This is a genomic window from Curtobacterium sp. VKM Ac-1393, assembly GCF_015350995.1.
GTDB lineage: Bacteria > Actinomycetota > Actinomycetes > Actinomycetales > Microbacteriaceae > Curtobacterium.
Genome location: NZ_JADKRW010000002.1, coordinates 514791 through 531954 on the forward strand (window position 1 = coordinate 514791; position 17164 = coordinate 531954).

The 17164-nt window shown below is 68.8% G+C and carries 16 protein-coding genes and 2 tRNA genes; 14 read left to right on the top strand and 4 right to left on the bottom strand.

Annotated features, from left to right (window positions below; genetic code table 11):
• Positions 1–2: 2 nt before the first annotated feature.
• The 8 genes from ITJ59_RS06290 to ITJ59_RS06325 all read left to right on the top strand — a co-directional run bounded on the left by ITJ59_RS06290 (position 3) and on the right by ITJ59_RS06325 (position 9610).
• Positions 3–1295 carry an ABC transporter substrate-binding protein gene (locus ITJ59_RS06290; protein WP_194650244.1) on the top strand — a complete coding sequence of 431 codons (1293 nt, stop codon included), beginning with the start codon at positions 3–5 and terminating at the stop codon, positions 1293–1295.
• Positions 1295–2173, top strand: coding sequence for a carbohydrate ABC transporter permease (locus ITJ59_RS06295; RefSeq protein WP_194650245.1), 879 nt, complete (start codon positions 1295–1297; stop codon positions 2171–2173). The genes ITJ59_RS06290 and ITJ59_RS06295 overlap by 1 nt, the downstream gene beginning before the upstream one ends.
• Complete coding sequence (locus ITJ59_RS06300; protein ID WP_323749422.1) at positions 2170–3177, top strand: carbohydrate ABC transporter permease; 1008 nt, start codon at positions 2170–2172, stop codon at positions 3175–3177. Before ITJ59_RS06295 ends, ITJ59_RS06300 begins: the two co-directional genes overlap by 4 nt.
• The gene (locus ITJ59_RS06305) at positions 3177–4562 is read left to right on the top strand and encodes a glycoside hydrolase 5 family protein (RefSeq protein WP_194650246.1); all 1386 of its coding nucleotides are present in this window, start codon (positions 3177–3179) and stop codon (positions 4560–4562) included. Before ITJ59_RS06300 ends, ITJ59_RS06305 begins: the two co-directional genes overlap by 1 nt.
• 50 nt (positions 4563–4612) lie before the next feature.
• Complete coding sequence (locus ITJ59_RS06310) at positions 4613–7612, top strand: alpha-mannosidase (protein WP_194650247.1); 3000 nt, start codon at positions 4613–4615, stop codon at positions 7610–7612.
• An 85-nt stretch (positions 7613–7697) separates the two neighbouring features.
• Positions 7698–8597: an endo-beta-N-acetylglucosaminidase H gene (locus ITJ59_RS06315; RefSeq protein WP_194650248.1), complete on the top strand. Its 900-nt coding sequence runs from the start codon at positions 7698–7700 to the stop codon at positions 8595–8597.
• A 152-nt stretch (positions 8598–8749) separates the two neighbouring features.
• Positions 8750–9040, top strand: a complete 291-nt coding sequence (locus ITJ59_RS06320) for a DUF1905 domain-containing protein (RefSeq protein ID WP_194650249.1) — start codon at positions 8750–8752, stop codon at positions 9038–9040.
• Positions 9041–9277: 237 nt separating this feature from the next.
• Positions 9278–9610, top strand: coding sequence for a hypothetical protein (locus ITJ59_RS06325; protein ID WP_194650250.1), 333 nt, complete (start codon positions 9278–9280; stop codon positions 9608–9610).
• A gap of 39 nt (positions 9611–9649) precedes the next feature.
• On the opposite strand, the gene ITJ59_RS06330 is transcribed toward ITJ59_RS06325, so the two are convergent.
• Positions 9650–10429, bottom strand: a complete 780-nt coding sequence (locus ITJ59_RS06330) for a DUF3761 domain-containing protein (RefSeq protein WP_323749423.1) — start codon at positions 10427–10429, stop codon at positions 9650–9652.
• A 299-nt stretch (positions 10430–10728) separates the two neighbouring features.
• Positions 10729–10799: transfer RNA gene (locus ITJ59_RS06335), tRNA-Gly, on the bottom strand.
• A 53-nt stretch (positions 10800–10852) separates the two neighbouring features.
• Between ITJ59_RS06335 and ITJ59_RS06340 the strand changes: the two genes are divergently transcribed.
• The 5 genes from ITJ59_RS06340 (at position 10853) to ITJ59_RS06360 (ending at position 14142) form a co-directional block, all read left to right on the top strand.
• Positions 10853–11128, top strand: coding sequence for a hypothetical protein (locus tag ITJ59_RS06340; protein WP_194650251.1), 276 nt, complete (start codon positions 10853–10855; stop codon positions 11126–11128).
• A gap of 93 nt (positions 11129–11221) precedes the next feature.
• A tRNA-Pro gene (locus tag ITJ59_RS06345) sits at positions 11222–11298 on the top strand.
• A gap of 52 nt (positions 11299–11350) precedes the next feature.
• Entirely contained in the window at positions 11351–12658 is a 1308-nt protein-coding gene (tig, locus tag ITJ59_RS06350) for a trigger factor (RefSeq protein WP_194650252.1), read from the top strand.
• Between the two features lie 168 nt (positions 12659–12826).
• Positions 12827–13456 carry an ATP-dependent Clp protease proteolytic subunit gene (locus ITJ59_RS06355; protein ID WP_194650253.1) on the top strand — a complete coding sequence of 210 codons (630 nt, stop codon included), beginning with the start codon at positions 12827–12829 and terminating at the stop codon, positions 13454–13456.
• Between the two features lie 26 nt (positions 13457–13482).
• A complete protein-coding gene (locus tag ITJ59_RS06360) occupies positions 13483–14142 on the top strand; it encodes an ATP-dependent Clp protease proteolytic subunit (protein WP_111075987.1) in 660 nt (219 codons plus the stop codon).
• A 62-nt stretch (positions 14143–14204) separates the two neighbouring features.
• On the opposite strand, the gene ITJ59_RS06365 is transcribed toward ITJ59_RS06360, so the two are convergent.
• Positions 14205–14810 carry a copper resistance CopC family protein gene (locus ITJ59_RS06365; protein ID WP_323749424.1) on the bottom strand — a complete coding sequence of 202 codons (606 nt, stop codon included), beginning with the start codon at positions 14808–14810 and terminating at the stop codon, positions 14205–14207.
• 50 nt (positions 14811–14860) lie between these two features.
• Positions 14861–15586 carry a YcnI family protein gene (locus ITJ59_RS06370; protein WP_194650254.1) on the bottom strand — a complete coding sequence of 242 codons (726 nt, stop codon included), beginning with the start codon at positions 15584–15586 and terminating at the stop codon, positions 14861–14863.
• Between the two features lie 236 nt (positions 15587–15822).
• On the opposite strand from ITJ59_RS06370, the gene clpX reads away from it, so the two are divergent.
• The gene (gene clpX, locus ITJ59_RS06375; RefSeq protein WP_017886000.1) at positions 15823–17103 is read left to right on the top strand and encodes an ATP-dependent Clp protease ATP-binding subunit ClpX; all 1281 of its coding nucleotides are present in this window, start codon (positions 15823–15825) and stop codon (positions 17101–17103) included.
• Positions 17104–17164: the final 61 nt, after the last annotated feature.

Genomic DNA, 17164 nt, shown 5'->3' on the forward strand with positions numbered 1-17164 from the left:
CCATGAGGACCACCACACGTGCGACGCGGAACCGCGCCGCAGCGCTGCTCGCAGGAGCCGCCGCCACGGCACTCGTCCTGACCGGCTGCTCGGCTGGCGGCAATGCGGCCGACAACGGCGGCGGGGCGATCAGCGGCTCGATCACCCTGCAGACGTGGGCGCTCACGCCGACGTACACGGACTACCTGAACGGGGTGATCGCGGACTTCGAGAAGGCCCACCCCGACGCGAAGGTCAAGCTGCAGGACCAGCCCGGCGACGGCTACGCCGACAAGGTGCTCAGCCAGGCGTCGTCGAACTCACTGCCCGACGTCATCAACCTGCCGCCGGACATCGCCCTGCCGCTCGCGAAGCGCGGGTTCCTGCAGGACGTCGCGAAGGACGACGCCAAGCTGGCGAGCACCTACGTCTCCGGCGCGCTGGACTCGTACGAGTACAAGGGAGTGGACGGCACGTTCGGGTACCCCTGGTACCTCAACACCGACGTCGACTACTGGAACGCGACGATGTTCGCGAAGTGCGGTCTCGACGCGAAGAACCCGCCGAAGACCACTGACGAGCTCTTCACGCAGGCCAAGACCATGCACGAGAACTGCCCGACGGACTACCTGATGAGCCGCAAGCCCGGCCTCGGCGACTTCACCCTGGCCGGCGTCAAGGTGTTGAACGCGGACGGCACGAAGTTCACCTTCGCCGAGTCGTCGAAGGCAGCCGACCTGATCGAGCGCTACAAGGACGCGTACCAGGACGGCTACATGCCCTCGAACGTGCTGAACAGCGACTACCTCGGCAACTCGGCCCTGTTCACGCAGCAGAAGGTCGCCTGGACCACCGGCGGCGCGACCTCGCTCGCCGACTTCGAGAAGAACAACCCGTCGCTCAAGGGCAAGGTCACCGTCAGCCCGGCACTCGACACCCCGCCGCTCTACGTGCAGGGCCTGTCGGTGTCGGCCAAGTCGAAGCACCTCGCCACGGCCGAAGCGTTCGCGAAGTTCATGACGAATGCGAAGAACCAGGAAGCGTTCGCCCACAAGGTCAACATCTTCCCGTCGACCACGTCGTCGCAGTCCGACCCGTACTTCTCGAAGGACGACGGCACCGTGAACGGTGAGGCCCGCGTGCTGGCGAACGAAGCCCTGAAGACCGCGAAGGTCCTCAACCCGGTCGAGGCGAACTCTGCGATGACGGACTTCCTCGACCAGCAGATCGCGCTCGCCATGAAGGGCCAGGTCGCACCCGAGAAGGCCCTGCAGACGGCGCAGACCAAGATGAACAGCCTGCTGGCCAACGGCTGATGCGCGCCAACCGCTGGTTCACGCCCTGGCTGCTCGTCCTGCCGGCCCTCGTCTGGCTCGTCGCGTTCAGCCTCTGGCCGTCGATCAACACCGTCCGTCTGTCGTTCACGAACGCCAGCCCGCTGGGTGGCGTGAGCCAGTGGGTCGGGCTCAAGAACTTCGAGACCCTGCTCGCCGACCCGCAGGTGTGGGAAGCGCTGCTCAACAGCGTCATCTACATGGCGATCTGCCTGCCCCTGCTGACGGTGCTGCCGCTGCTCATCGCGGTGCTCGTCCAGCAGAAGCTGCCGGGGATCGCGTTCTTCCGCACGGCGTTCTACACGCCGGTCATCGCCTCGGCCGTGGTCGTCGGACTCATCTGGACCTGGATCCTCGACGACCGCGGCGTCATCAACGAGATGGCGCAGGCGCTCGGCGTCGTGCAGGGCAGCGTCCCGTTCCTGACCGACCGGTGGCTGCTGCTCCTCAGCGCGATCAGCCTGACGGTCTGGAAGGGCCTCGGCTACTACATGATCATCTTCCTCGCGGCCCTCGGGAACGTCGGCAAGGACCTGCACGAAGCGGCCGCCCTCGACGGAGCCGGTGCGGTGCGACGGTTCTGGTCGGTCACCATGCCCGGGGTCCGCGGCACCATGACGCTCGTCGGGATCCTGGTGTGCGTCTCCGCGCTCCGGGTGTTCAGCGAGCTCTACATCCTCACCAACGGCACGGGCGGACCGGGCGGGCAGGACAACTCGCTCGTCATGCTCATCCAGCAGTACGCCCGCGGCTTCACCGGCAACCTCGGCTACGCGTCCGCCCTGAGCCTCCTGCTCTTCGCCGTGACCCTGATCCCGATGCTCGCCCTCGCGCGGATGAACAGCAAGGCGGACAAGTGACGAACACGACGAGCACCGAACCCGCCCTGGGCGGGGCACGCGGTGCAGCCAGCCCGACACCGGACGTGACCGGCGCCACCGACGCGGGGCGGGCCTCCCGGCCGAACGGACGCGACGGACGCGACGGACGAGACGGACGCGACGGGACCGGCCGCGGGCGCCGTCGCGCGGTCTGGGGTGTCATGTCCACCCGCGAGAAGGTCGTCCGCTACGTCTTGCTCATCGTGGTCCTCGTCATCACGATCGGTCCGTTCCTGTGGCAGCTGTCCACCTCGCTCAAGGGCGCCGGCGAGGACATCTACACCGCGAACCCGTCGTTCATCCCGACCGAGCCGACCATCGAGAACTACCTCAAGGTGGCCGCCGCGATCCCGGTCTGGCGCTACATCGGCAACTCGCTGCTCGTCGCCGCGATCGACGTGTTCGGCAACATCGTGTTCGCGACGCTCGCCGGCTTCGCCCTCGCGCGGCTGCAGTGGCGGCACCGCAAGCTCGTCCTCGGGCTGTTCCTCGCCACCCTCGTCCTGCCCGGCGAGGCGACGATCATCTCGCAGTTCGTCACCGTCAAGGACCTCGGCCTCGCCGACAACCTGGTCGGTGTCGCGCTGCCCGGCATGATCGCCGCGCTGAACGTGCTGCTCATGTTCAACGCGTTCCGGCAGATCCCCGAGGAGATCGACCAAGCGGCGGTGATGGACGGTGCGAACGCGATGCAGCGCCTGCGGTACATCTCGCTGCCCGCCGTGCAGGGGACCATCGCGGTCATCGCGATCTTCTCGTTCATCGGGGCGTGGGACGACTTCCTGTGGCCGCTCATCGTGCTGCAGTCACCGGAGAACCTCACCCTGACCGTCGGGCTGCAGTACCTGCAGGGCACGTTCGCGACCGACCAGCGCATGATCGCCGCCGGCACCATGATCGCGTTCATCCCGATCGCCGTGATCTTCGCCGTCCTGCAGCGCTTCTTCTTCAAGGGCGTCGAAGAGGGCGGTGTGAAGGGCTGATGCGCTTCGGGGTCAACTACACGCCCTCGGTGGGCTGGTTCCACTCGTGGCTCGACTTCTCACCGTCGGACACCGCCAGGGACCTCGAGGCGATCGCCTCGCTCGGCGCCGACCACGTGCGGATCTTCCCGCTCTGGCCGGTGGTGCAGCCGAACCGCACCCTCATCCGGGCCTCGGCGCTGCAGGACGTCGCGACGGTCGTGGACATCGCCGGCTCGTTCGGACTCGACGTCAACGTCGACGCGCTGCAGGGGCACCTGTCGAGCTTCGACTTCGTGCCCTCGTGGCTGGACAGCTGGCACCGTCGGAACATGTTCACCGACCCGGACGTCGTCGCATCGACCGCGGCGTACGTCCGGGCGCTCGCCGCAGCGGTCGCGGACAAGCCGAACCTGCTCGGCATCACCATCGGCAACGAGGTGAACCAGTTCGCACACGCCCCGCACCCCACACCGCACGACATCACGGCGGAGCAGGGGCACGCGTGGGCGGCGGCGATGGTCGCGGCGGCGCGTTCCGGGCTCGCGTCCGGCTCGTCCGGTTCGTCCGCTTCGTCCGGCCTGGAGGCCCGGGTCGACTCGTCCGCGTCGGCCCCGTCCGACAGCGGGTCGCGTCCACGGCCGCTGGTCACCGTCGCGCAGTACGACGCGGCCTGGTACGACGACGCGCAGCCCTTCGGCCCCGAGCACGCGGCGGACCACGGCGACGCCACCGTCACGCACTCGTGGGTGTTCAACGGCTCGGCGGCGCTGCACGGCGCACTCGGACCCGGATCGGTGCGGCACGGGGAGTACCTGCTCCAGCTCGCCGCGGCCTGGAACCGCGACCCCGCCCGACCGAACTGGTTGCAAGAGGTGGGGGCACCCACCAACGTCGTCGCTCCGGAGGACGCCGCCTCGTTCACCGAGCAGACCATCCGGCACGTGCTCGACGCACAGCACGTGCTCGGCGTCACGTGGTGGTGCTCGCACGACGTCGCCAGGTCGCTCGCCGACTTCCCGGAGCTCGAGTACGACCTCGGGCTGTTCACGAACGACGGCCGTGTGAAGCCTGCGGGGGAGGCCTTCGCCGCCGTCGCACGGTCCGGCACCACCGGCACCGCTGCTGCGCCGCCGGCCACCGCGCTCGTGCTCGACGACGTACTGCCCGACGGCTCGGACCGACACGGCATGCGTGCCGACTGCGCCCCCGGCGGACGGTTCGCCGCCGCCTGGCTCGCGGTCGCGTCCGCGGAACCGGACGGACGCGGGCCGCAGGTCGTCCTGCGCTCCCGCCTCAGCGACACCGCGATGCTCGCCGCCCGTGGCATCGAACGGTGCGTCGACGTGCCCGCCGACCTCGACGCCACAGCCATCCGCGTCGCACACCCCGCGACCACGCCCTGACCGGCGAGCACGCACCGACCCGCGACCACGCCCCGACCCTGGAAGGCCCCATGCACGACGACATCCCCCTCACCACCGGACGGGCCCGCCGGGTCCTCGACGAGCGCATCACGCCGGCGGTGCACGCCACCGCGACGCCGCTCGAGACCTCATGGCACGAGCTGCCGGGGGAGCCGATCCCGCCGGCGCAGGGACTCGCGCTCCAGTTCACGCCGTACGAGGTCGGCACGCCCTGGGGCGCGGCCTGGGGGACGACGTGGTTCCGGCTGATCGGGACCGTGCCGACCGAGTGGGCCGGCCGCCGGGTGGAAGCCGTCGTCGACCTCGGCTTCGACAAGAACATGCCCGGGTTCCAGTGCGAGGGGCTCGTCTACCTCGCCGACGGCACGCCGGTGAAGTCGATCAACCCGCGCAACCAGTGGGTGCTCCTCACCGAAGCAGCGGTGGGCGGGGAGACCATCGAGCTCTTCGTCGAGGCCGCGTCGAACCCCGTCCTGCTCGACTACCACCCCTTCCTGGTCACCCACGAGGGCGACATCCAGACCTCGTCGTCGAAGCGGCTGTACACTTCGCGCCGGATGGACCTCGCCGTCTTCGAGTCCGAGGTGCACGAGCTCGCGCTCGACATCGACGTCCTGCTCGAACTGCAGGCCGAACTGCCCGAGGGGCCGCGACGGATGCGGATCCTACAGGCCCTCGACGACGCGTTGGACCGGCTCGACCTGCAGCACATCGCCGCAACGGCTGCCGATGCCCGAGCAGCGCTCGCCGAGGTGCTCGCCGCCCCCGCAGAATCCTCCGCGCACACCATCTCAGCGATCGGCCACGCCCACATCGACTCCGCCTGGCTCTGGCCCGTCCGCGAGACGATCCGCAAGGTCGCTCGAACCACCTCGACGATGACCGAGCTCATCGACCAGACCGACGACTTCCTGTACGGCATGTCGAGCGCCCAGCAGTACGCCTGGATCAAGGAACATCGGCCCGAGGTGTACGCCCGGGTCACGGCCGCCGTCCAGGCCGGCCGGTTCCTGCCGATCGGCGGCATGTGGGTCGAGTCCGACACCGTGATGCCCACCGGCGAGAGCATCGTCCGCCAGTTCTCGCAGGGGCAGCGGTTCTTCGAGCGCGAGTTCGGCATCCGACCCAAGGGCGTCTGGCTGCCGGACAGCTTCGGGTACTCGCCGGCGATGCCGCAGCTCATGCGCCGCGCGGGCTTCGAGTGGTTCTTCACGCAGAAGATCTCGTGGAACCAGGTCAACAAGTTCCCGCACCACACGTTCCTGTGGGAGGGCATCGACGGCTCGCGAGTGTTCTCGCACTTCCCGTCGATGGACACCTACAACTCGCGCCTGTCCGGCAGCGAGGTCGCCAAGGCCTCCCGCCAGTTCCGTGAGAACCGGCTCGCCACCGGGTCGATCGCCCCGGTCGGCTGGGGCGACGGCGGCGGTGGTACCACCCGCGAGATGACCGGCACGGCTGCGCGGCTCGCCGACCTCGAGGGCAGCGCGAAGGTCCGCTGGGAGCACCCCGACACGTTCTTCGACCGTGCGAAGGCCGAGCTGCCCGACCCGCCCGTGTGGGTGGGGGAGCTCTACCTCGAACTGCACCGCGCCACCCTGACCAGCCAGCACGGCACCAAGCAGGGCAATCGCCGGTGCGAACAGCTCCTCATCGAGGCCGAGCTCTGGGCCGCGACCGCCGCCGCCCGCACCGACTTCACCTACCCGTACGACGAGCTCGACGCCCTGTGGCAGCAGGTCCTGCTCCAGCAGTTCCACGACATCCTGCCGGGCACCTCGATCGCGTGGGTGCACCGCGAGGCCGAGGCGAAGTACGCCGAGACGGCCGCGGCGCTGACCGCGATCATCGACCAGGCGCTCTCGGCGCTCGCCGGTGCCGGAGACGCGGCCGTCGTCGTGAACCCGGCCCCGTTCCTCCAGGCCGGCGCACCCGCGCAGGGCGCCGTCCTGGCGACCGACGTGGCGGAACCGACCGCCGTCACGCTGACCGAGCAGGACGGCGGGTACGTGCTGGCGAACGAGCTGGTTCGTGTGACCGTCACCGACCAGGGCCTCGTCACGAGCGCCGTCGACCTGGCGAGCGGCCGCGAGGCGATCGCCGCCGGGCAGGCCGCGAACCTGCTGCAGCTGCACCAGGACTTCCCGAACATGTGGGACGCGTGGGACGTCGACCGGTACTACCGGAACCGGGTCGAGGACCTGGTGGACGTCTCGTCGCTCGAAGCCTCGGTCGACGACGCCGGTGTCGCCCGAGTCGTCGTGTCGCGGTCCTTCGGCGACTCGACCGTGCGGCAGGAGATCACGCTCGCACCGGACTCCCGCACGCTCGAGTTCGACCAGACGACCGACTGGCACGAGACCGAGAAGTTCCTCAAGGTCGCGTTCCCGCTCGACGTCCGCGCCGAGCACACCGTCGCCGAGACGCAGTTCGGGGCGCAGAAGCGGGTGACGCACACGAACACCTCGTGGGAGGCCGCGAAGTTCGAGACCTCGATGCACCGCTACGTGCTCGTGTCCGAACCGGGGTTCGGCGTCGCGCTCGTGAACGACTCGATCCACGGGTTCGACACCACCCGCGACGCCGTCGACGGGCACGTCACCACCACCGTGCGGCTGTCGCTGCTGCGCGCACCGCGGTTCCCCGACCCGGAGACCGACCAGGGCGTGCAGACGCACCGGTACGGGATCGTCATCGGCACCGACCAGCTCGGGGCCACGGCGGCCGGCGTCCGGATGAACGCCGGAGCGCGGACCGTCACCGGGGCGCACGGGTTCGCGCCGCTCGTGCGGGTGTCCGGCGGGGTCGTGCTGTCGAGCGTCAAGCTCGCCGACGACCGGTCCGGCGACCTGGTCGTCCGGGTGTACGAGCCGGTGGGGCGGCGGGGGACCGGGGGGATCGCGGTGGACGGGTCGTTCGGACCGGCTGCCGAGGTCACCCTGCTCGAAGAGCCGTTGACCGACACGGAAGCGTCGTCGTTCGCCGTCGACGCGTACGAGGTGCGGACCTTCCGTTACCCGCGCGTCTGAGACCCCGCCGCCGGGACTTCGGGTGTCCCGGCGGCGGTTCCCGGTCGGCGACCGCCGGCCGGTTCATCACTCGAAGAGGAGTGTCATGAAGAAGTCCATGAAGTTCGGGATCGTGGCGGCCGTCGCCGCGATGGTGGCGGCACCGCTCGTGCCGTCCGCAGCCACCGCAGCACCGGCATCGGCCGCTGCCACCAAGTCCGGGCCGACGAGCATCGCCTACGTCGAGGTCAACAACGACCAGCTCGCGAACGTCGGCCGGTACACGCTGTCCGGCGGGGCGAACGCGTTCGACGTCGCGATCATCTTCGCGGCGAACATCAACTGGAACGGCTCCAAGGCGGTCCTGGTCAACAACGACAAGGTGCAGGCGACGCTCGACAACGCCGCGACGCAGATCAAGCCGCTGCAGGCGAAGGGCATCAAGGTGTCGCTGTCGGTCCTCGGCAACCACCAGGGCGCGGGCATCGCCAACTTCCCGACCCAGGCCGCGGCGTCGGACTTCGCGTCCCAGATCGCCGCCACCGTGTCGAAGTACGGACTCGACGGCGTCGACCTCGACGACGAGTACTCCGACTACGGCGCGAACGGCACCCCGCAGCCGAACCAGCAGTCCATCGGTTGGCTCATCACCGCACTGCGTGCCCAGATGCCCGGCAAGCTCATCTCGTTCTACGACATCGGCCCGGCGTCGTCCTCGCTGTCGTCGTCGAGCAGCACCATCGGCTCGAAGCTCGACTACGCCTGGAACCCCTACTACGGCACGTACTCGGCGCCGTCGATCCCGGGGCTCGGCAAGTCGAAGCTCTCTGCGGCGGCGGTCGACATCCAGAACACCGCGCAGTCGACGGCGGTGTCGCTCGCGCAGCGCACGAAGGCCGACGGGTACGGCGTCTTCATGACGTACAACCTGCCGGGAGGCGACAAGAGCGCCTACGTCTCCGCCATGACGCAGCAGCTCTACGGGCAGGCCGCGTCGTACCGCTGACGCGTTCTCGCTGACGGCAGCGGCTGGGGGCTCGGCCTGGTGCGAGGTTCCGCACTCGGTGCGAGCCCCCGGCCGTCGCACCGAATGTGGAACCTCGCACGGACTTCGGCCGACCTCGCACCGTGCGAGGGGCGCGGCCGTACGATCGCGACATGGAGCTCGAGTTCCGCGGTGAGGTGATCGAGTGGCGCGGCCCGGCGCCGTTCTTCTTCGCCGTCGTGCCGCCGGACGCCGCCGAGGTCATCCACGAACTCGCGCCGGTGCTGACCTACGGCTGGGGTGTGATCCCCGCCCGGGTGACGATCGGCGCCGTGACCTGGACGACCTCGTTGTTCCCGAAGGACGGCGGGTACCTCGTGCCCCTCCGGGCTGTGGAGCGCAAGCGTGCTCGGGTCGAACTCGGGGACGCCCCGCAGATCACGCTCGAACTCGACGGCCCCTGATTCTCCTGCACAGCACGGACTGGCCCAAAGCGTTTCCACAAGGCTCACCAGTGGGCCTCGCTGTCGCTGCCGTTCTCCCTACCGTCGACGGTGTGGAAGGGGCGGAAGTACTACAAGGCGTACTGCCCGTGCGGGGAGCACCTGCACACGGTCCACCTCACACCGTCGGATCCCTGGTACGTTGTGCATCTGAAGTATCGGCTCGCGAGAACGGGGCTGTTGGGACAGGAGGACCTCATGACGAACTACCTCGTGCGCGTCGAGTGCGCAGCGCAGCTCGAGGCAGCGGACGACCTCCGTGCCGAGCTCACCGCGGACTTCGACGTCATCGCGGACGCGCTCTTCGATCTCGACGACGTCCACGATCAGGACCTGACCGCCGACCTCGCGACCGGCACCCTCAACTTCTCGATCGGGGTCGTCTCGGACGACGAGTTCGGTGCGCTCGACCGTGCGCTCGGGGCAGTACGGACCGCGCTGCACGCCGCTGGGCGTGGCACCCCTGGATGGGAGCGGCAGTACCGGATGCTCCGACAGGAAGTCGAAGAAGAGCCGATCGGAGCGCTCTGACGACGGCGCGGTTGCGCGCTGGCACCCCGCAGGTGAGCGTCAGAGCCAGACGGCGACGCCGCCGTGTGAGGAGCACGTCCCTCGCCTGGACTGGCTGAAGCTGTACGTGCCGTCGCCGCACTTCGCCGTGGCACCGGCTGGCGCGCTCGACGCGACCTCTGGACGGCAGACCGTCACTCCCGCTGTGTTGACGTACGTGCCGTTCGTGCACGTCGGGGCGGCAGGAGCCGCGGGGGCAACGTAGGTTCCGACCGTGGTGACCTGCGTCACCGGCGGCGTCGTGACGCGTTCGTTCCGGAGAACGCGGCCGGTTTCCACACCGTCCGTGTAGGTGACGAGGTACGTCTTCGTGGTGACACCGCGGACCCCGGGCGTCGTCACTGAGGTCGTGCCCTGGGCCAGGGTCGAGCTCTGCACCGTCGTGGAGCCGAACGCGATCCGTGAGGTCTCCGTCACCGCCTTGGTCGTGACCACCGGCGTGGGGGTCGGTGTGGGCGTCACCGTGCGTGTCGGTGTCGGAGACGTCTTCGGCGTCGCGGCCACCGTCGCGCTCGGAGCCGTCACGGCGGCGACCTGTGCCGGTGCGTCCGGCAACGGGTGGGTCGCACCGTAGGCGGAGGTCGATCCGATCAGCGCGGCGAGAGCGATGCCCGCACCGATCGCGGCAGTAGCGCGCTTCCTCGGGATCCGGAGCCACGTCGAGCGGCGGAAGGCGACGGCGTAGAGCGTCGTGGGCAGGACGACGAGCGCGATCATCATCAGCATCCCCCAGACTCCGGTCGATGCGAAGCCGGCGAGTGCGAGGACGGCGGTTCCCACGATGCCGACCCAGGTGGTGATCGGTACCCGACGACGGGGACGTGGCGCACGCGGGCTTGTGGTCTGGCGGGGGTTCGGCACTGAGCTCCTTGGATGGCGAGGACCGCTCAAGTGTCCCGGAGGCGGCTCCGCTGTCCCATCCCCAGTTCTGGGTGGTGCTGAGACGCACGGTGCGCGCGTGTTCGCTCCGTGCGACGTTGATCGCTCGGTACGTCGGAACAACCTCGCACGGAGCAGGCAACAGTGCACGGGCCGGAGAACACGGCACCGTGCGGCGACCGGAGACAGAGGAAGAAGAGAGGGGATGACGGGAATCGAACCCGCGTGGCCAGTTTGGAAGACTGGGGCTCTACCATTGAGCTACATCCCCGCGCTGCGCACGTGTCGCAGCCCGACCATCGTAGCGGACGAACGAGTACCGACATGCCACCCCGTGTGCTGCTCCCGCCGACCGACGCCGATGCACGGCGGATCAAGCGGTCGCGGGTGATCTCGTACGCCCTGGTGGTCCTCGCAGCGATCGTGTTCTCGATGCGCCCGGAGCTGTTCGGTGACCCGCAATCGCAGCCCGTCCACGCCCTGCTGCACGGGTGGCGGATCGTCGCCGGGGTCGTGCTCGCGGTGGCGGCGCTCGGGGTGCAGGTGGTCGTCGGCGTGCGGTGGCGCTCCGGCCTGCGACGCGCCGCGGCGGACGAGTGACGTTCCTCCCGGGAACCGTGCACCGGGGGACCGCTAGACTCATCGGCGTCGCATGCGCCCTTCGGCGCGCGCGGACACCCTGGCCCAGTCAAACGGGGCGTAGCTCAGCTTGGTAGAGCGCCCGCTTTGGGAGCGGGAGGTCGCAGGTTCAACTCCTGTCGCCCCGACCAGGTCCTCGAGAACCATCGATCACACGAACGTCAACCAACAGGAGAACATCCCGTGGCCACCAGCACCGTCGACAAGGTGAGCGACACCCGCGTCAAGCTCACCGTGAACGTGACGCCGGAAGATCTCAAGCCGAGCATCGACCACGCGTACAAGCACATCGCCGAGCAGATCAACATCCCCGGCTTCCGCAAGGGCAAGGTCCCGCCGGCGATCGTCGACCAGCGCGTCGGCCGTGGCGAGGTCCTGAACCACGCCGTCGGTGACGCCATCGACAACTTCTACCGCCAGGCGGTCGAAGAGCAGGAACTCCGCATCCTCGGCCGTGCCGAGGCCGACGTCGCCGAGCTGCCGAACGTGGCCGACTTCGCGGGCGACCTCGTCCTGACCTTCGAGGTCGATGTGCGTCCCGAGTTCGACCTGCCGAAGTACGAGGACTACGAGCTCACCGTCGACGCCGTCGAGGTGTCGGACGACGAGATCGAAGAAGAGCTGCAGAACCTGCGCACCCGCTTCGGCACGCTCGTGACGGTCGACCGTCCGGCGAAGACCGGCGACTTCGCGCAGATCGACCTGACCGCCAGCATCGGCGACGACGAGGTCGACTCGGCCACCGGCGTCTCCTACGAGATCGGCTCCGGCGACCTGCTCGAGGGCATCGACGAGGCGCTCGAGTCCCTGACCGCCGGTGAGTCGACGAACTTCGAGTCGAAGCTCGTCGGTGGCGACCGCGAGGGCGAGACCGCCCAGATCGCGGTCACCGTCACCGCCGTCAAGGAGCGCGAGCTCCCCGAGGCCGACGACGAGTTCGCGCAGATCGCCAGCCAGTTCGACACGATCGACGAGCTCAAGGTCGACCTGAAGGACCAGATCGCGAAGTCCAAGACCTTCGGTCAGGGCGCCGCGGCTCGCGACAAGCTCGTCGAGAAGCTCATCGAGGACGTCAACATCCCGATCTCGGCGCAGCTCATCGAGGACGAGGTGCACCGTCACCTCGAGCAGGAGAGCCGCCTGGAGGACGACGAGCACCGCAAGGAGGTCTCCGAGTCCAGCGAGAAGGCCTTCCGCTCGCAGATCCTGCTCGACTCCATCGCCGAGAAGGAAGAGATCCAGGTCTCGCAGGAGGAACTGACCCAGTACCTCATCCAGGCTGCCGCGCAGTACGGCATGGAGCCGGCCGAGTTCATCAAGGTCATCGACCAGAACGGCCAGATCCCCGGCATGGTCGGCGAGGTCGCCCGCTCGAAGGCGGTCGCGACCGTCCTGTCGAAGGTGACCGTCAAGGACACCAACGGCGACGCAGTCGACCTGTCCGCCTTCACGGCGGGCGTCGCGCAGGCTCCTGCTGAGGACGCCGAGTAACGATCTCGACGCCACCAGCGTGACTGACGGGAGGCACGGTGCCAGCTGGCACCGTGCCTCCCGTCTCGTATTTCCGCACCACCGCATTGCTGTCGGCGAACACACGCGAAGTGGTGCGTTGCAACCGATAAGTTCGACAACAAGCGACAACTGAACGGGAGCTTTTCCATGGCCGAAGCAACACTGAACCCCAGTGTTTTTGACCGCCTTCTGAGAGACCGGATCGTGTGGCTCGGCTCCGAGGTCCGCGACGACAACTCGAACGAGATCGCAGCCAAGCTGCTGCTGCTCGCCGCCGAGGACCCTGAGAAGGACATCTACCTCTACATCAACTCGCCCGGTGGCTCGATCACCGCCGGCATGGCGATCTACGACACGATGCAGTTCGTCCCGAACGACATCGTGACCGTGGGCATCGGCCTCGCGGCGTCGATGGGACAGTTCCTGCTGTCCTCCGGCACGCCCGGCAAGCGTTACATCACGCCGAACGCCCGCGTCCTGCTGCACCAGCCGTCCGGCGGGTTCGGCGGCACCGCTGCCGACATCCAGACGCAGGCCAAGGTCATCCTCGACATGAAGCAGCGCATGGCGGAGCTCACCGCCGAGCAGACCGGCAAGTCGATCGAGCAGGTCCTCAAGGACAACGACCGCGACAACTGGTTCAGCGCCCAGGAAGCCCTCGAGTACGGCTTCGTCGACCACCTGCGTGCCTCGTCCGCCGAGGTCATCGGCGGTGGTGGCACCGTCGGTGACGGCGCGACGCCGACCCCGGCTGCCGACCCCGACGCCCAGTCCTGATCCCCACCGAAGAAAAGGAAACGAGAATGCATCTCCCAATGCTCGGTGGCGCGCAGAACGTCCCGGCTCCCTCTGATCGGTACATCCTGCCGAGCTTCGAGGAGCGCACGGCCTACGGCTACAAGCGCCAGGACCCGTACGCGAAGCTCTTCGAGGACCGCATCGTGTTCCTCGGTGTCCAGGTCGACGACGCGTCGGCCGACGACGTCATGGCCCAGCTGCTCGTGCTCGAGTCGATGGACCCCGACCGCGACATCGTGATGTACATCAACTCGCCCGGTGGCTCGTTCACCGCGATGACGGCGATCTACGACACGATGCAGTACATCCGTCCGCAGATCCAGACGGTCTGCCTCGGTCAGGCTGCATCGGCCGCGTCGGTGCTCCTCGCCGGCGGCACCCCGGGCAAGCGCCTGGCCCTGCCGAACGCCCGTGTGCTCATCCACCAGCCCGCTGTCCAGCAGGGTGGCGGACAGGCGTCGGACATCGAGATCCAGGCGGCGGAGATCCTCCGCATGCGCACCTGGCTCGAGGAGACGCTGTCGAAGCACTCCAACAAGACGCCGGCGGAGATCAACCACGACATCGAGCGCGACAAGATCATGTCCGCGCAGGAAGCCGTGGAGTACGGCCTGATCGACCAGGTCCTCACCAGCCGCAAGAACCTGCCGGCGCTCGTCAAGTAGCACCAGCAGGAACGACGAAGGCCCCGCACCGATCGGTGTGGGGCCTTCGTCGTTCAGCGGTGTCAGTCCTCGGTGTCGTCCGTCTCCGGCGCGGGTCGGCGCCGCAGGACGAGCAACAGGGCCACGACCACGCCGACGAGGACGATGCCGCCGGCGCCGATCCACAGTGCATCAGTCGCTGCCGAGTCGGTGCTGCCCGAGGCCGTGCCGGAGGTGGCCGCCTCGGTCGACGAACCGCCCGCGGTGGCGCAGGTCGGCGGGGTCGACGAGCCCGTGGCTGCGGAGAAGCCGGACGGGGCCTTCCACGTGAAGGCGTACTCGTCGGAGACGGTGTGGCCGTCGGCGGAGACGATCTGCCACTCGACGGTGTACTTCCCCGAGTCACCGAGGGCAGCAGGCGTGGTCATCGAGGGCCCGTCGATGTCGACGCAGCCGTCCTCGTAGTACTTGCCGTCCGGCCCCACGACCCGGAACGCGAAGCCCGAACCGGAGTCGCCGATGTCGAGCAGCTTGTCGTTCGTGGTGATCTCGAACGCCTTCGGCAGCGCGGTGAGCGTGCCGTCGATCTCCGGTGTGGACGCGACGAGGTAGTTGTGCGCGCTCGCGGGACCGGCAAGCCCGAGGACCGCACCGCCCGTGATCGCGACGGCCGCGGCGGACCCGGCCACGAGCCTCCAGGCAGAGGACCGCAGCCGAGTCCGACGCGAGCCGCGCTGCGTCACTTGGCGGAGCTCCGACGACGCGTGCCGGCGACGGCGACGACCAGGGCGACGGCGCCGAGCACCAGGCCGCCGAGGCCGAGGAAGCGTCCGACCAGGTCGGGGTCGGCAGGGGCCGTCGAGCCGGCGGCGGCCTCGGTCGTCGCGGTCGCGATCGGGTCACCGTCGTCGTCGGTGGCCTCGGCGGCGGTGAGGGTGACCGAGGGCGCGGGGTGCTCGGGCTCGGCCTCGCCGGCCTTCTGCTCCTGGTTCCACTCGACCGAGCCCTTCTCGCAGGTCTGCAGCACGGGGAACTCGACGAGGTCGCCGGCCTTGCCGTCGGGCAGTGAGAACGAGAGCGCGAAGGTGTCGCGCTCGTCGGCGGGGAGCGGGGTCTTCGCCGTGTACGTAACGCTCGTGACGCGCTCGGCGGCGTCCTCGGCGTGCTCACCGTCGGCAGCCGCGGACGGGCTCGTGTACGGCTCGGTCGTCTTCGAGATCTTCCAGTTCGGGTTGACCGTCGGCGTGACCTCGATGACCGACTCCGGCACCTGGAACTCGAGCTTGGTGGTGGGGGAGCCGTCGCAGCCGTGCGGGACCGAGAAGGTCGCCGTGGTGTACGAGTTCGCGGCGGTCGACGTGGCCGTCGCGGACACGTGCGCGCTGGCCGCGCCGGCGGTGCCGAGGACGATGACGGCCACGGCACCGAGGGTGACGGCGCCGCCGGCGACGAGACGCTTCTGCATGGGGTTCCTTCGCGGGTTGGTTCGAGGGTGTTTCTACAACTTGTAGAGAAGACTGGATCACGGTAGCAGGCCCGAACGCCCTGGGCGAACGCGTGCGCGAAATCCCGCGGGGCCGCGCGGCCGGTGTCACCGGTTGCGGTTAGGCTCGTGTCCACGACGAGGTGCCCACCAGCAGCGGTGCACCAGCGGCCGGTGCGAGTGTGCGGGCCGGCACGTCCAACCAGGGAGGCACGGCAATGGCACGCATCGGAGAGAGCGGGGACCTCCTCAAGTGCTCCTTCTGCGGCAAGAGCCAGAAGCAGGTCCAGCAGTTGATCGCCGGTCCGGGTGTCTACATCTGCGACGAGTGCGTCGAGCTGTGCAACGAGATCATCGAGGAGCGCCTGGCCGAAGCCGGCGAGGACACCTCGAGCGGTGACTTCGAACTGCCGAAGCCGCGCGAGATCTTCGACTTCCTGCAGGAGTACGTCATCGGGCAGGACCCGGCGAAGCGTGCGCTGGCCGTGGCCGTCTACAACCACTACAAGCGCATCCGCGCCCAGGGGCAGATCACCGCGGCCGAAGACCGCGACGACATCGAGATCGCGAAGTCGAACATCCTGCTCATCGGCCCGACCGGCTGCGGCAAGACCTACCTGGCGCAGACCCTGGCGAAGCGGCTCAACGTGCCGTTCGCCGTCGCCGACGCCACCGCGCTGACCGAAGCCGGCTACGTGGGCGAAGACGTCGAGAACATCCTGCTCAAGCTGATCCAGGCGGCCGACTACGACGTCAAGCGCGCCGAGACCGGCATCATCTACATCGACGAGGTCGACAAGATCGCCCGCAAGGCCGAGAACCCGTCGATCACGCGCGACGTCTCCGGCGAAGGCGTGCAGCAGGCGCTGCTCAAGATCCTCGAGGGCACGGTCGCCTCGGTCCCGCCGCAGGGCGGCCGCAAGCACCCGCACCAGGAGTTCATCCAGATCGACACGACGAACGTGCTGTTCATCGTCGCCGGTGCGTTCGCCGGGCTCGAGGACATCGTGTCCTCGCGCGTCGGCAAGCGGGGGATCGGATTCGGGGCACCGCTGCACAGTGCGACCGACCACCAGGACCTGTACTCCGAGGTCCTGCCGGAAGACCTGCACAAGTTCGGCCTGATCCCCGAGTTCATCGGCCGTCTGCCCGTCGTGACCACGGTGTCGCAGCTCGACCAGGCGGCACTCATGCAGATCCTGACCGAGCCGAAGAACGCCCTGGTCAAGCAGTACCAGCGGATGTTCCAGATCGACGGCGTCGAGCTCGAGTTCGACCAGGGCGCGCTCGAGGCGATCGCCGACCTGGCCGTGCTGCGTCAGACCGGCGCTCGTGGCCTCCGCGCCATCCTCGAAGAGGTGCTCGGTCCGGTGATGTTCGACGTCCCGTCCGACGACGACGTGGCCCGCGTGGTCATCACTCGTGAATCCGTGCTCGAGAACGCGGCGCCGACGATCGTGCCCCGGCCGCGGGCGAAGCGCGTCGAGAAGTCGGCGTAGCACCGCCCCACCACGACGAAGCCCCGCACCGAATCGGTGTGGGGCTTCGTCGTGGTGGGGC

Coding starts and splice junctions, on each gene's coding strand:
- ITJ59_RS06290 (WP_194650244.1), top strand. CDS start 3: ATGAGGACCACCACACGTGCGACGCGGAACCGCGCCGCAGCGCTGCTC.
- ITJ59_RS06295 (WP_194650245.1), top strand. CDS start 1,295: ATGCGCGCCAACCGCTGGTTCACGCCCTGGCTGCTCGTCCTGCCGGCC.
- ITJ59_RS06305 (WP_194650246.1), top strand. CDS start 3,177: ATGCGCTTCGGGGTCAACTACACGCCCTCGGTGGGCTGGTTCCACTCG.
- ITJ59_RS06310 (WP_194650247.1), top strand. CDS start 4,613: ATGCACGACGACATCCCCCTCACCACCGGACGGGCCCGCCGGGTCCTC.
- ITJ59_RS06315 (WP_194650248.1), top strand. CDS start 7,698: ATGAAGAAGTCCATGAAGTTCGGGATCGTGGCGGCCGTCGCCGCGATG.
- ITJ59_RS06320 (WP_194650249.1), top strand. CDS start 8,750: ATGGAGCTCGAGTTCCGCGGTGAGGTGATCGAGTGGCGCGGCCCGGCG.
- ITJ59_RS06325 (WP_194650250.1), top strand. CDS start 9,278: ATGACGAACTACCTCGTGCGCGTCGAGTGCGCAGCGCAGCTCGAGGCA.
- ITJ59_RS06340 (WP_194650251.1), top strand. CDS start 10,853: ATGCCACCCCGTGTGCTGCTCCCGCCGACCGACGCCGATGCACGGCGG.
- ITJ59_RS06355 (WP_194650253.1), top strand. CDS start 12,827: ATGGCCGAAGCAACACTGAACCCCAGTGTTTTTGACCGCCTTCTGAGA.
- ITJ59_RS06360 (WP_111075987.1), top strand. CDS start 13,483: ATGCATCTCCCAATGCTCGGTGGCGCGCAGAACGTCCCGGCTCCCTCT.
- ITJ59_RS06370 (WP_194650254.1), bottom strand. CDS start 15,586: ATGCAGAAGCGTCTCGTCGCCGGCGGCGCCGTCACCCTCGGTGCCGTG.
- clpX (WP_017886000.1), top strand. CDS start 15,823: ATGGCACGCATCGGAGAGAGCGGGGACCTCCTCAAGTGCTCCTTCTGC.